The sequence below is a fragment of the Curtobacterium sp. YR515 genome (genome assembly GCF_900113095.1).
Lineage (GTDB): Bacteria > Actinomycetota > Actinomycetes > Actinomycetales > Microbacteriaceae > Curtobacterium.
The window spans coordinates 684,956-698,044 of the sequence record NZ_FOOD01000002.1; the positions used below are offsets into that span (position 1 = coordinate 684,956).

Annotated in this window: 15 protein-coding genes; 9 read left to right on the plus strand and 6 right to left on the minus strand. The window is 73.6% G+C overall.

The window, feature by feature from the left end:
• Positions 1-122: 122 nt before the first annotated feature.
• From BM028_RS08080 to BM028_RS08095, 4 genes are all read left to right on the plus strand, one after another.
• A complete protein-coding gene (locus BM028_RS08080) occupies positions 123-971 on the plus strand; it encodes a uroporphyrinogen-III synthase (protein WP_175496022.1) in 849 nt (282 codons plus the stop codon).
• Complete coding sequence (gene hemB / locus BM028_RS08085) at positions 968-2,023, plus strand: porphobilinogen synthase (protein WP_302847567.1); 1,056 nt, start codon at positions 968-970, stop codon at positions 2,021-2,023. Before BM028_RS08080 ends, hemB begins: the two co-directional genes overlap by 4 nt.
• Positions 2,020-3,351 carry a glutamate-1-semialdehyde 2,1-aminomutase gene (gene hemL / locus BM028_RS08090; RefSeq protein WP_092385749.1) on the plus strand — a complete coding sequence of 444 codons (1,332 nt, stop codon included), beginning with the start codon at positions 2,020-2,022 and terminating at the stop codon, positions 3,349-3,351. The genes hemB and hemL overlap by 4 nt, the downstream gene beginning before the upstream one ends.
• Positions 3,352-3,450: 99 nt before the next feature.
• Positions 3,451-3,924: a DIP1984 family protein gene (locus tag BM028_RS08095; RefSeq protein WP_092385751.1), complete on the plus strand. Its 474-nt coding sequence runs from the start codon at positions 3,451-3,453 to the stop codon at positions 3,922-3,924.
• Between the two features lie 235 nt (positions 3,925-4,159).
• Here BM028_RS08095 and BM028_RS08100 read toward each other — a convergent pair whose 3' ends face one another.
• The 4 genes from BM028_RS08100 to BM028_RS08115 form a co-directional block, all read right to left on the minus strand.
• Positions 4,160-4,954, minus strand: coding sequence for an ABC transporter ATP-binding protein (locus tag BM028_RS08100; protein WP_092385753.1), 795 nt, complete (start codon positions 4,952-4,954; stop codon positions 4,160-4,162).
• Between the two features lie 41 nt (positions 4,955-4,995).
• Positions 4,996-5,676 carry a GntR family transcriptional regulator gene (locus BM028_RS08105; protein ID WP_070417351.1) on the minus strand — a complete coding sequence of 227 codons (681 nt, stop codon included), beginning with the start codon at positions 5,674-5,676 and terminating at the stop codon, positions 4,996-4,998.
• A gap of 80 nt (positions 5,677-5,756) precedes the next feature.
• Entirely contained in the window at positions 5,757-6,734 is a 978-nt protein-coding gene (locus tag BM028_RS08110; RefSeq protein ID WP_092385755.1) for an MDR family oxidoreductase, read from the minus strand.
• Positions 6,735-6,790: 56 nt separating this feature from the next.
• Positions 6,791-7,819, minus strand: a complete 1,029-nt coding sequence (locus BM028_RS08115) for a 6-phosphofructokinase (RefSeq protein ID WP_070419301.1) — start codon at positions 7,817-7,819, stop codon at positions 6,791-6,793.
• 201 nt (positions 7,820-8,020) lie between these two features.
• Here BM028_RS08115 and BM028_RS08120 point away from each other — a divergent pair, with 201 nt between their 5' ends.
• Positions 8,021-8,938, plus strand: a complete 918-nt coding sequence (locus BM028_RS08120) for a DNA-3-methyladenine glycosylase family protein (RefSeq protein WP_092385857.1) — start codon at positions 8,021-8,023, stop codon at positions 8,936-8,938.
• A gap of 230 nt (positions 8,939-9,168) precedes the next feature.
• Here BM028_RS08120 and BM028_RS08125 read toward each other — a convergent pair whose 3' ends face one another.
• Positions 9,169-9,507 (minus strand): hypothetical protein, encoded by a 339-nt coding sequence (locus tag BM028_RS08125; protein WP_070417349.1) that lies wholly within the window; start codon positions 9,505-9,507, stop codon positions 9,169-9,171.
• A 26-nt stretch (positions 9,508-9,533) separates the two neighbouring features.
• Positions 9,534-10,397, minus strand: coding sequence for an NAD-dependent epimerase/dehydratase family protein (locus BM028_RS08130; RefSeq protein WP_092385757.1), 864 nt, complete (start codon positions 10,395-10,397; stop codon positions 9,534-9,536).
• Positions 10,398-10,485: 88 nt separating this feature from the next.
• Between BM028_RS08130 and BM028_RS08135 the strand changes: the two genes are divergently transcribed.
• From BM028_RS08135 to BM028_RS08150, 4 genes are all read left to right on the plus strand, one after another.
• Positions 10,486-11,184, plus strand: coding sequence for a YceI family protein (locus BM028_RS08135; RefSeq protein ID WP_071294336.1), 699 nt, complete (start codon positions 10,486-10,488; stop codon positions 11,182-11,184).
• Complete coding sequence (locus BM028_RS08140) at positions 11,184-11,696, plus strand: sigma-70 family RNA polymerase sigma factor (RefSeq protein WP_070417346.1); 513 nt, start codon at positions 11,184-11,186, stop codon at positions 11,694-11,696. Before BM028_RS08135 ends, BM028_RS08140 begins: the two co-directional genes overlap by 1 nt.
• The gene (locus BM028_RS08145) at positions 11,693-12,391 is read left to right on the plus strand and encodes an anti-sigma factor family protein (RefSeq protein ID WP_070417345.1); all 699 of its coding nucleotides are present in this window, start codon (positions 11,693-11,695) and stop codon (positions 12,389-12,391) included. Before BM028_RS08140 ends, BM028_RS08145 begins: the two co-directional genes overlap by 4 nt.
• A gap of 179 nt (positions 12,392-12,570) precedes the next feature.
• The coding region (locus tag BM028_RS08150) for a hypothetical protein (protein ID WP_092385760.1) at positions 12,571-13,089 on the plus strand (519 nt) is incomplete at its 3' end.

The window sequence follows — 13,089 nt, forward strand, 5'->3', positions numbered from 1 at the left end:
GGGCGTGGGGTGACCGGGTCGCCGCGGCCGCCCGCGAGCGCGGGCTCGACCCGCTCGTCGTCCCGCTGATCGCGGACGCGGCACCCACGGATCGGTCCGCCCTCGAGGCTGCGGTCGACCGGTTGATCGCGTCCGGCGGGTCCAGGAGGCACGACGCACCCCCGCCGGCCGGGTCCGGTCCGCAGTCGGCGAGTGGGCAGGACGCGCCGTCGGCGAGTGGGCAGGACGCGCCGTCGGCCGGTCGGCGAGCGGGCGGAACCGGCCGCCTGGCCGCGCCGACCGGGCCGGATCGTGCCCGCTCGAGACCCGCGACCGACGGCACCGCCCGCACCGACGGCACCGCCCGCACCGGCGGCACCGACGGCACCGACGGCACCGGCGGCACCGACGTGGCCGGGTACGCGTGGATGGTGGTGACCAGTGCGACGGCCGTGCGGGTGGTCGCGGAACGGGTGGCGCGCCTCCCGTCCGACCTGCGGGTGGCGGCGGTCGGCGAGCCGACCGCCCGTGCCGCGCGTGCTGCGGGCTGGGTCGTCGACCTGGTGCCGTCCGAGTCCTCGGGCGCCGCGCTCGCCCACGCGCTGCCGGACACCTCCGGCGCCGTCCTCTTCCCACGCTCGGACCTCGCTGCCCCGACCGTCGTCGACACCCTGCGCGGCCGCGGGATCGACGTGGACGACGTGGTCGCGTACCGTACCGTGGGGACCGGCGACGAGCCGGTCGTCCTCGACTCCCCGCCCGCCGCCGTGCTCGTGACGAGCGGCAGCATCGCTCGCGAGATCGCCCGGCGGATGACCCCGCTCGACCCCCGCACCGTGGTCGCGTGCATCGGACCCGGGACCGCTGCCGAAGCCCGCTCCGCCGACCTGCCCGTGCACGTGGTCGCCCGGACCCGATCCGCAGAAGCCCTGCTCGACGCCGTCGTCGAGTCCCTGAACCCCACCGCCCCGAACAGGAAGGCACCGAAGTGACCGGCCGTTTCCCCCAGGTCCGCCCCCGACGACTCCGCGCGACCGGCGCGATGCGTCGACTCGTCGCCGAGACCCGGCTCCACCCCGCCGAGCTCGTGCTGCCGATGTTCATCCGCGAGGGGGCGACCGAGGCGATCGACATCACGAGCATGCCCGGGGTCCAGCAGCACTCGCTCGACTCGTTCCGCCGTGCCCTGCACGAGGCGGCATCGGTCGGGATCGGCGGCGTGAACCTGTTCGGCGTGCCGACGTCGAAGGACGCGCAGGGATCCGGCGCGACCGACCCGGACGGCATCCTCAACGTCGCGATCCGCGTCGCGCGCGAGGAGGTCGGCGACGCCCTCGTCGTGCAGTCCGACCTGTGCCTCGACGAGTTCACCGACCACGGGCACTGCGGCGTCCTGGCCGCGGACGGCTCGGTCGACAACGACGCCACACTCGAGCGGTACCGCGACATGGCGGTCGTGCAGGCCGAGGCCGGCGCCGAGCTCGTCTGCATGAGCGGCATGATGGACGGCCAGATCGCCGCCGCACGGGACGCGCTGGACGCGGCCGAGCACAGCGGCACGGCGCTGCTGGCGTACGCGGCCAAGTACGCGAGCGCGTTCTACGGTCCCTTCCGCGAGGCCGTCGACTCCTCGCTCGTGGGCGACCGTCGCACGTACCAGATCGACGCCGCGAACGGTCGGCAGGGCCTCCGCGAGGTCGAGCAGGACATCGCCGAGGGTGCCGACATCGTCTTGGTGAAGCCGGCGATGAGCTACCTCGACGTGCTGGCCGAGACCGCACGGACCTCGCCGGTACCGGTCTGGGCGTACCAGATCTCCGGCGAGTACGCGATGATCACCGCAGCCGCGCAGAACGGCTGGATCGACCGCGACGCCGCGGCGATGGAGGCGCTCATCGGCATCAAGCGCGCCGGCGCCGACGCGATCCTCACCTACTTCGCGGTCGACATCGCTCGCAAGCTCAACGAGGAGGCGGGACTCCGTACCTCCGGCAGCACCAGTGCCGTGGACGGCATCGCCTCGACCGGGAAGGCCCCAGAATGACCACGAACGACCAGCTCTTCGGCCGTGCGAAGAACAGCATCCCCGGCGGGGTCAACTCGCCGGTCCGGGCGTACGGCTCCGTCGGCGGGACGCCCCGCTTCCTGACGAGCGCGAAGGGTGCCTACGTCACCGACGCCGAGGGGCGGGAGTACGTCGACCTCGTCGCCTCGTGGGGGCCCGCGATCCTCGGGCACGCCCACCCCGCCACGGTCGAGGCCGTGCAGCAGGCGGCGGCGCGCGGGCTGAGCTTCGGGGCGTCGACCCCGGGGGAGACCGAGCTCGCCGAGCTCGTGAAGCAGCGGGTGTCGGTGGACGGCGACGGCCCGATCGAGAAGCTCCGCATGGTGTCCACGGGCACCGAGGCGACGATGACCGCGATCCGGCTCGCCCGCGGGTACACCGGTCGCGACCTGCTCGTGAAGTTCGCCGGGCACTACCACGGCCACTCGGACTCCCTGCTGGCCGAGGCCGGTTCGGGTGTTGCCACGCTCGCGCTCCCCGGCAGTGCCGGCATCACCGCCGAGACCGCCGCGCAGACCCTGGTGCTGCCCTACAACGACCTCGATGCCGTCCGTCGCGCGTTCGACGAGCACTCCGAGCGCATCGCGGGGGTGATCGTCGAGGCAGCGGCCGCGAACATGGGCGTCCTCGCCCCCGAGCGTGGGTTCAACCGGGCCCTGGCGCAGATCGTGCAGGCGCACGGCGCGCTGCTCATCGTCGACGAGGTCCTGACCGGCTTCCGGGTGGGCTCCGCCGGGTGGTGGGGCCTCGAGGCGTCGAAGGTCGTGCCGGACGGCGCCGGGTGGAAGCCCGACCTCGTCACGTTCGGCAAGGTCATCGGCGGCGGCATGCCCCTCGCCGCACTCGGTGGTCGGCGCGAGGTCATGGACTACCTCGCCCCGCTCGGCCCCGTCTACCAGGCGGGCACGCTCTCGGGGAACCCGCTCGCCGTCGCCGCGGGCATCGCCACGCTCCGGGCCGCGACGCCCGAGGTCTACGCGCACCTCGACCGGACCGCGGCGACCATCGCGACGGCGACGAGCGACGCCCTGTCCGCCGAGGGCGTCGCCCACACCGTCCAGCACGCCGGGAACCTCTTCTCGTTCGCGTTCACCGAGACCGCCCCGCGGAACTACGACGACGTCCGAGCGCAGGAGGCGTTCCGGTACGCGCCGTTCTTCCACGCCATGCTCGACGCGGGGGTGACCCTGCCGCCGAGCGTCTTCGAGGCGTGGTTCGTCACGGCAGCGCACGACGAGCGGGCCGTCGGACGGGTGCTCGACGCACTCCCTGCCGCGGCGAAGGCGGCCGCGCGCGCCACGGCGTGACGCCACCACCTACCTGACGTCAGGCGCGGGTCGGGCCGGACCCGCGCCTCCCGTCCGCCGCACCCGGCGGTGTGCCGCGTGCCCTGGTTGGATGGCGACATGCAACTCGCCGAGGCCCTCATCGAGCGCGCCGACCTGCAGAAGCGCATCGAGCAGCTGCGCTCGCGGATCGCCGCCAACGCCCGCTACCAGGAGGGCGAGGAGCCCGACGAGGACGCGGCGTCCCTGCTCGCCGAGGCCGAGCGGGCCGTCGACGACCTCGAGGTGCTGCTCGCCCGGATCAACGCGACGAACGCGTCCACCCGGCTGGCCTCGGGCGAGACCGTCACGACGCTCCTCGCTCGGCGGGACGCCCTGCGCCTCCGGCACGCGCTCGTGACCGGAGCCGCGGACGCGACCGCGGGCGGAGGCGGCGGGTACCGACAGCTCCGCAGCGAGCTCCGCACGTTCGCCGCCCTGCCGACCGCGACGCTGCGGTCCCGGGCGGACGACCTCGCCAAGGAGCTCCGCGAGCTCGACGCGACCATCCAGCGCAGCAACTGGGAGGTGGCGCTCCTGGAGACGACGGACTGATCGGACGGGCGGTGCGTCGGTAGGCGGACCGGGGCGGGTACGGACCCGACGGACCGGCGGGCAAACCGGTCCTCATGTGGCGCAGTGGGCAGCGCCGTGGCGCGAGCCGGCACAACGCAGCCCAGCACCGCGCACCGGCGACGGGGCACGAGGCACCACGCATCACCGCGTACCGACCGGATCGCCGAGGGTGGGACAGGGGACAGCACCGCCCCGGAGTCCGATGCGCTGCGGCTCAGGACGCGCGGCGGGCGGCCCAGCGCCCCTCGGCCCGGAGGATCGCGAGTGGGAAGTCGAAGGCGTGCGAGACCGCCGACGACGTGATGACCTCGTCCGAGGTGCCCTGGGCGACCGCGACGCCGTCGCGCAGCAGCATCGCGTGCGAGGTCGACGCGGGCAGGTCCTCGAGGTGGTGCGTCACCATCACGCTCCCGAGCTCGGGGTGCCGGTGGCGCAGGGCGTCGACGGTCTCGAGCAGGTGTTCGCGCGCGGCGACGTCGAGCCCGGTGGCCGGTTCGTCGAGCAGGAGCAGCTGCGGCTCGGACATGAGCGCCCGGGCGATGAGCGTCCGTCCCCGCTCGCCCTGGGACAGGACCGGCCAGCGGGCGTCCCGACGCGCCGTCAGCCCGACGTCGGCGATGTGCTGCTCGGCGGTGGCCACCTGCGCGGGCGTCGGCTCCCACCGCATCATGAGGTCGGTCGTGCCGGTGAGCCCGGTGAGCACGGTCTCGAGGAGGGTCAGCGGCGAGAGCATCCGGTGGCGGGGGTCGACGTGCCCGATGTGCTCGCGGAGCTCCCGGACGTCGACGCGTCCGAGTCGCCGGCCGAGCAGTTCGACGGTGCCGGCCGTCGGGTGCCCGGTGGCGCCGAGGACCGCCAGCAGCGTCGACTTCCCAGCACCGTTCGGCCCGAGGAGCGCCCAGTGCTCCCCGCGCCGGACGGTCAGGTCGATGTCGTGCAGGAGGTCCCGGCCGGACCGGGTCACCCGGACCCCGGCCGCTCGGATGAGGACGTCGTCGTTGCTGCTCACGGGTCCATCGTGGCCCAGGCGGCCGGGGAACGCTGGACGGGTCAGCCGGCGGCGGCGGTCCCGGCAGCGCGGAGCTCGTCCGCCTGCTGCTCGGCGGTCGCGGTCAGCGCACGGATCGCGGCCGCGGCGGCGTCGCCGTCACGCTTCGCGATGGCCGCACGCAGCGGGTCGACCGAGTGCTTGTAGTCCCAGAACTGCCACGCACCCTGGGCGAGCGAGAGGAACCGTGCGCGGGGCAGGAGCGACTCGGCGAACTTGTCGAGCAGCTCGTTGTCGGCGGCGTCGACGAGCAGCGAGATGACCGTCTCGAGCTCGGCGTCCATGCGCTTGTCCTGCTGCTCGGAGTACGAGCGCACGGCTTCGAGGTGCTCGGTCAGCGCCTTGGCGGCGGAGGCATCGAGCTTCGGCACGCCCCAGCGCGCAGCGAGTTCGACGAACCCGCCGAGGACCTGGGTGGTGTCGGCGGCCTGCTTGCCGGTCGGGGTGGCGACGCGGGTGTACCGGTTCGCCTCCATCTCGACCAGGCCGTAGTCGACGAGCTTGGCGATCGCCTCACGGATGGGGGTGCGACTGACCCCGAGCCACTGCACGAGCTCGTCGTCGTTGAGGCGCTCGCCCGCCTGGAGCGTGCCGTCCTGGATCGCGGCGAGCATCTTCTCGAGCACGACGTCGCGCAGGAGCTTCCGCGGCGAGTTCTCGACGGTGGACTTGGGTACCGGCATGCCGGACTCCTCACAGGCTCAGGTGTTCTGTACTCAAATCCTAACGTGTCAATATGCAAACGCTTGTGAAATCTTAGTATTCAGCGATCGACCGCGACGACCGTGCGCCCGTGCACGTTGCCGGCGACGACCTCGGGTCCGACGGCGATGGCCTCCTCGAGCCCGGCGACCCGCGTCACGCCCGCCAGGAGCGCCGGGTCGAGATCGGTCGCGAGCCGCTGCCACGCCTGCTGCCGGAGGGGCAGCGGGGCGTCGACGGAGTTGATGCCGAGCAGCGACACCGCCCGCAGGATGAAGGGCATCACCGAGGTCGGGAGCGCGGAGTCCTGCGCCAGGCCGCACGCCGTCACCGCCCCGCCCCACCGGGTCGCCGCGAGGACGTTCGCGAGGGTCGCACCGCCGACGCTGTCCACCGCGCCCGCCCAGTGCGCCCGCTGCATCGGCCGGCCGAGCTCGGACAGGGTCGCGCGGTCGATGACGTCGGTCGCGCCGAGTGCCCGGAGCGATGCGTCGTTCGCGGCGCGTCCGGTCGAGGCCGTGACCTCGTACCCACGGGCGGCGAGCAGCGCGATCGCGACCGTGCCGACGCCGCCGGACGCACCCGTCACGAGGACGGGACCGCTGCCCGGCTCGACGAACCGTTCGAGTGCCAGCACGCTGAGCATCGCGGTGAACCCGGCGGTCCCGATCGCGGCCGCGAACGAGTCGTCGATCGACCCGGGCAGCACGACCAGCGACCCCGACGGCACCACCGCGTGCTCCGCCCAGCCGCCGTGCCGGGTCTCGCCGAGCCCGGCGCCGTTCACGACGACCCGGTCACCGATCGCGACGTCGTGCACGCCCGGTCCGAGGGCCGAGACGGTGCCGACGACGTCGATGCCGGGCACGAGCGGATCGACCCGCGCGACGCCGGGGTTCCGGGCGAGCGCCAGGCCGTCCTTGTAGTTGACGCTCGAGTACGTGACGTCGACGAGCACCTCGCCCTCGGTCGGGTCGGCGACGTCGACCTCGGTGACGGTGGGCGGGGCGGAACTGGAGACGAGGACTGCGCGGGTCACGCGTCGGACGCTACCCGCGCCTCCAGGACCACGACCGGCCGACCTGCGGACGCGTGTCAGCCGAACATGATGGCGGCCTCGTCGTACCGGGCCTGCGGCACGGTCTTCAGCTCGCCGAGCGCCTCCTCGAAGGAGACGTGCTCGATGTCGGTGCCCCGGAGCGCCACCATGCGACCCCAGCGCTCCTCGACCACCGAGTCGATGGCCGCCAGGCCGAGTCGCGTCGAGAGGACCCGGTCGTACGCCGTCGGGGTGCCACCGCGCTGGATGTGGCCGAGCGTCGTGGCACGCGTCTCGATGCCCGTCATCTCCTCGATGAGGGGCGCGAGTCGCTCGCCGATGCCGCCGAGCCGCGGACGCCCGAACGCGTCGAGGCCGCGCTCGGTGTGCGCGTTGTCCTCGTGGTCGGGGACGAAGCCCTCGGCGACGACGACCAGCGGCGCTCGACCACGGTCGTAGGCCGCCCGGACCCACGCGGCGATCTGCTCCATGCTCGTCTTCTGCTCCGGGATGAGGATCGCGTGGGCACCCGCGGCCATGCCGGAGTGCAGGGCGATCCAGCCGACGTGCCGGCCCATGACCTCGGCGACCATGCAGCGTGAGTGCGACTCGCCCGTGGTGCGGAGACGGTCCATCGCCTCGGTCGCGATCGCGACGGCGGTGTCGAAGCCGAACGTGTAGTCGGTCGCACCGAGGTCGTTGTCGACGGTCTTCGGGACACCGACGATCTTCAGCCCGGCGTCCGTGAGGCGCTTCGCGGCGGCCAGCGTGCCCTCGCCGCCGATCGCGACGATGGCGTCGATGCCGTGCCGCTCGAGGGTGCGCTCGATGTTCTCGACGCCGCCGTTCGGGCCCTCGAAGGGGTTCGTCCGGCTCGTGCCGAGGATCGTGCCGCCCTGCTTGGCGATGCCCTGGATGTCCTTGCGGCCGAGCGGGACGATGTCGCCGTCGACCACGCCGCGCCACCCGTCGCGGAAGCCGACGAAGTCGTGTCCGTAGATCGCGATGCCCTTCAGCACGATGGCGCGGATGACCGCGTTCAGGCCGGGGCAGTCGCCTCCGGAGGTGAGGATGCCGATGCGCATGGGGAACTCCGTCGTCGGGGTGCAGTGGGACACGCCCATCATGACTGACGGTGGTTCCGCATTACCATCCTGCGTGTGTCCCTCGCCGTTCCGTCCTCCGCCGATGGTGGCGTCGAGGGCGCCGCGGCGCGGGTCGGCGAGGCCGCGCGAGTCGGCGAGGCTGGCTCGCGGGTCGGCGGCGCCGCGCGGGTCGGCGAGGCCGTGTCGCGTGTCGACACCGTCTACCGGCCAGGAGGCGCGGTGGACGTCCGCGCGACGCTCCGGCCCCTGCAGCGCGGCTCCGGCGACCCCGCCTTCCGCGTGGTCGGCTCCGACACGTGGCTCGCGCTCCGCACGCCGGAGGGCCCGGCCTCGGTGCTCGTGCGCCGTGCCGGTCCCGATGCCATCGCGGTCTCGGCGTGGGGCGACGGTGCCGAGTGGGCGGTGTCGCACGCTCCCGAACTGCTCGGCCGGGGTGATGACTGGTCGGACCTCGACGTGTCCCGGCACCCGTTCCTCGTCGACGCCCGGCACCGGCAGCCGGGCCTCCGCCTGCTCCGAACCAACACCGTGATGGCGGCCCTGGTGCCCGCGATCATGGAGCAGAAGGTCACCTCCCGGCAGGCCTGGCGTGCCTGGCGGTACCTGCTGCGGCGGTACGGCACACCGGCGCCCGGACCGGCCCCGGTGGACATGTTCGTCCCGCCGACCGCTGCCGGGTGGGGTGCGATCCCGAGCTGGGAGTGGCACCGCGCCGGCATCGAGCCCGGTCGTTCGGCGACGGTGATGCGGGCGGTCCGGGTGGCTCCGGCGCTCGAACGGACGCTGACGCTCGGCCGCGGCGGGGACGTCGTCTCCGCTCGACTGCAGTCGGTCCCCGGCATCGGGAAGTGGACGGCGGCGGAGACCTCGCAGCGCGCCCACGGCGATCCGGACTCCCCGAGCGTGGGGGACTTCCACGTGCCGGCGCTCGTCGGGTGGGCGCTGACCGGGGGACCGGTGGACGACGACGGGATGCTCGAGCTGCTGGAGCCGTGGCGGGGGCACCGGGAGCGGGTCGTGCGGCTCATCGGCGGATCGGGCTTCCGGAAGCCGTCGTTCGGGCCGCGCCTGACGATCCAGGACCACCGGTACCACTGAGCCGCGGGCCGCGGGCCGCGGGCCGCGGGCCGCGGCCGCGGCCGCGCTCCGGCGGGCCGCCGCGCCGCTGGCGCCGTGCCGCTGCGCGGCGCCGCCGGGCCGCTGGCGCCGGAGGCGTTCGCACAACCAAGGTGCGCTCGAGCCGTGGATCCGCGTGGCGCAACGTGCCTTTGGTTGTGCGGAGCGCCGCGGCCCGCGCACCGCGCCGGCGCCCGGCCGCTCGCCGCGGGTCAGGCCACGGCCGAGAACGGTCCGCCGAACCACAGCGCGATCGGCGCGAGCCCCGACAGCACAGCGCTCGTGACGACCACGGCGGTCGACCCGCGGGTCTCCGCACGCCGACGCGCGACGACACCGAGCACCAGCGCCACGACGACCCCGCCCCACGGGAGGAGCGACAACGCCAGCACGAGGGGCCACAGGAAGAGCGACGCCCCCGTCCCCGTGACGAGCACCGGCACCCACATGACCGACCAGAGCAACGCCAACGCCGTCCCGGACATGGACAGGATCGCCACGGCGACGACGAGCGTGGGGGTGGCGTGGGGGCGGACGGCGAGTTCGTGCACGTCCGGATCGTACCGAGCGCGGCGGCTCAGGGGTGCCGGGTGCCGACGCCGGCGAGCACGGCGCGGTAGCCCTCGCGGAACGTCGGGTACCGCGGTGCCCAGCCCGTCGAGCGGAGCAGGGCGTTCGACAGGCGCTTGTCACCGGCACCCTGCCGGCCGGCAGCGCCGGCGCCGGCCTCGGCCCTCGGCGGCACCGCGACCCCGAGCTCGGCGGCGAGGAACGCGTACACGTCGTCGAGCCGAGCCGGTTCGTCGTCGGTCACGAGGTACGTCGGTGCGGGGTCGTCCAGCGTCGCGAGGTGCACCAGGGCTGCGGCCGCGTCGTCCCGGTGGATCCGGTTCGTGTGCGGGGACGACCCGTCGGCCGGAGCCGACCGAGCCCCTCCGCCCCGGACCTGGTCGATGAGGCGCTCCCGCCCGGGACCGTACACACCGGACAGTCGAGCGAGCACCGCCCCCGGGGCTCGTTCGCGGAGCAGGGCCTCGGCCTCCAGCAGGACGTCCGCGGTGGGGGAACCGCCGTCCGCGGGGGTGTCCTCGGTGACCGTGCCGCCGTCGTCGACGTCGTAGACCGCGGTCGAGGACACGACGACCAGGCGCGGGCTCGCTCCGGACGCGTCGATGCCGTCCAGGACGTTCCGCAGCCCGTCGACGTACGTCGCGCGGTACTCGTCCACGTCGCGGCTCCCCGCGGCGACGGCCACGACCACCACCGCCGTGCTCGCCGGGATCTCCGGGACCGACCGGCGCAGGTCGACGCTCCGCCCGGTGAGCGGGGCCGGGACCAGCTCGCCCCGCCGCCGGAGTCCGACCACGCGGTACCCGGCGGCGGCGAAGCGCAGGCCGGTCTCGATCCCGAGGTCGCCGCAGCCGGCGATGACGATGTCCACCGCCCCATCATGCCGAACGCCGGTGGACGATCCGCCGCTCGTGCCGAACGCCGGTGAACGATCCGGCCCGCTGTCTCGTCGTCAGGGCATGGGACTCCGCACACGAACCAAGGTCATCATCGGCATCGCCTCCGGCGTCGTGGTCGTCGGCGCGGCCGCAGCCATCGCCGGACCGGTCATCTACGCGAACACCGTCAACGGGCAGGCCGCCGCGGCCCCCTCCGTCAGCGCCGCGCCGTCCGGCGGCTCCGGCACCCTCACCGCCGCCGAGGCCGACGGCAGCTGGACCAGCACCGGCGACTCGTTCGCGGGCTACCGCGTGCACGAGAAGCTCCAGGGGCAGGATGTGAACGTGGTCGGACGCACGAAGGACGTCGAGGGCAGCGCCGAGGTCAGCGGCGGCTCCCTCACGAAGGCGACGGTCACGGTCGAGGTCGCGAAGATCAGCACGCCCGAGTCCGCCCGTGACGCCTACTTCCGCGATACCGCACTCCAGACGGACCAGCACCCCACGGCGACGTTCACGTTGACGAAGCCCGTCGACGTGTCCGGCGCGCTCGACGGCTCGACGCAGGACGTCACGCTCACCGGCACGATGGACCTGCACGGCGTCGAGCAGCCCGTCACCGCCGACGCCCAGGTCGCCGTCGCGAAGGACGGCACCGTGCAGGTCGCCGGCAGCATCCCGATCACCTTCGAGGACTACGGGGTCGAAGCACCGTCCCTCGGCTTCGTCACGGTGGACCCGAAGGGGTCCGTCGAGTTCTCCCTCGACCTGGCGAAGTGATGGCCACGGGCAGGGGAGCCGACGAGCTGCTCGCGACGCTCTACCGGGAGCACGGCGACGCGCTCACCCGGTACGTCCGGCACCTGACGCGGGACGGCCACACGGTCGAGGACGTCGTGCAGGAGACGATGGTGCGCGCGTGGCAGCGCCCGGCCGTGCTCGAACGCGCCCCGGACAGCGCTCGGGCGTGGCTCTTCACCGTCGCCCGGAACCTCGTCGTCGACGATGCTCGGTCCGCGCGGAACCGCCGTGAGCACGGCACCGAGTCCCCCGTCGACCGGGTCGAGGCGGACCGCACCGACGCCGTCCTCGACCGCATCGTCGTCGCGGACGCCCTCGCCTCGCTCAGCCCCGACCACCGCCGGGTGGTGGTGGACGCCTACTGGCTCGGACACACGGTCCCCGAGATCGCCCGACGACACGACATCCCCGAGGGCACCGCGAAGTCGCGGCTGCACTACGGGCTGCGGGCCCTCCGGCTCGCACTGCAGGAACGAGGAGTGACGCGATGAGCGACGACCGCTACGCCGAGTGGGACGCCGCCTACGTGCTCGGTTCCCTGCCGCCGGACGAGCGGCTCGAGTACGAGCGGCACCTCGAGACGTGCGACCGCTGTGCGGCCGCCGTCGCGGAGCTGGTCGGTCTCCCGGGCCTGCTGTCCAAGCTGCCGGCCGACCAGGCGGTCGAGATCGCAGACCCGGACGGGAGGCGCGACACCGGCTCCGAGAGCACCCTCGCCTCCGTCGCGCACCGCGTTCGACACCGCCGTCGTCGCCGCCGGATCTGGGTCGCGGCCACGGCCGCCGCCGCGGTGGTCGCCGCGGTCCTCGGCGGACTCGCGGTCGGCACCGCACGGGTGGACCCCTCCGTCCAGGCCGGCCCCGCCACGGCGTCGGCCGACCGGTACGCGCTCGTGGGGGAGCGCGGCCTCGACGTCGACCTGTCCGTCAGCGGCGAACCGTGGGGCACCCGCTTCGACTGGGGCTGCTCCTACGGCGGGAAGTCCTGGGCCGCCGACGGGTCCGTGATGTACGACCTCGTGGTCGTGCGCGACGACGGGTCCGTGCAGACCGTGGCGTCGTGGTCGGCCGCGGGCGAGGACGCCCGGGGGCTGTCCGCCTCGACCGACGTGCAGCGCGACGACATCGCCAGCGTGCAGGTACGGCTCCGCGGCGACGACCGGGTGCTCGCGGACGTCGATCTCTGACGGATCCCGATCCGGACCAATCCGGCTGGGCGAGGGTGCCGAATCACTGACATCGACCGGGGAACACCCCGGAAGCGCTCACCAGCCGCACATCGCTGGTTCTCCACCCTGTACCAGGGTGTGTTCGGCGCGCACACAGCAGCCGCGCCGAGCGCGACAACAGCAAAGGACTGATCACCATGCGCAAGAGCCTCAAGACCTCCATCACGCTCGCCACGACGGGTGCGCTCGTGCTGGGTGGTGCCGCGTTCGGCATCACCTCGGCGCAGGCCTCGACCCCGTCGGTGCACACCGTGTCGTCGTCCTCGTCGAAGATCCCCGGCCCCGTCGCGTCGGTGCCCGAGGTCCTCGGTGGCGACACCGCCGTGAAGCTCGACTCCGGCTTCACCGACGCCCTGACCGCGCTGAAGCTGACCCCGGGTGTCTCCGGTGACGCCAAGCTCGCCGACGGGTCCGTCTCGTTCCCGATCACGTCCGGTTCGGTGACGTACTGGTCGCCGGACGGTGACTACCGTCCGTACGTGCAGGGTCTGCTGAACCACGACGACTCGGGTCTGACCCTCACCGCCGGTGAGACGACGGTCACGCTGGAGAACTTCGTCGTGAACCCGGGCTCGTCCAAGCTCTACGGTGACGTGCTGGTCAACGGCAAGGTCGCGGTGAACAACGCGTACCTGTTCTCGCTGCACGGTGGCACG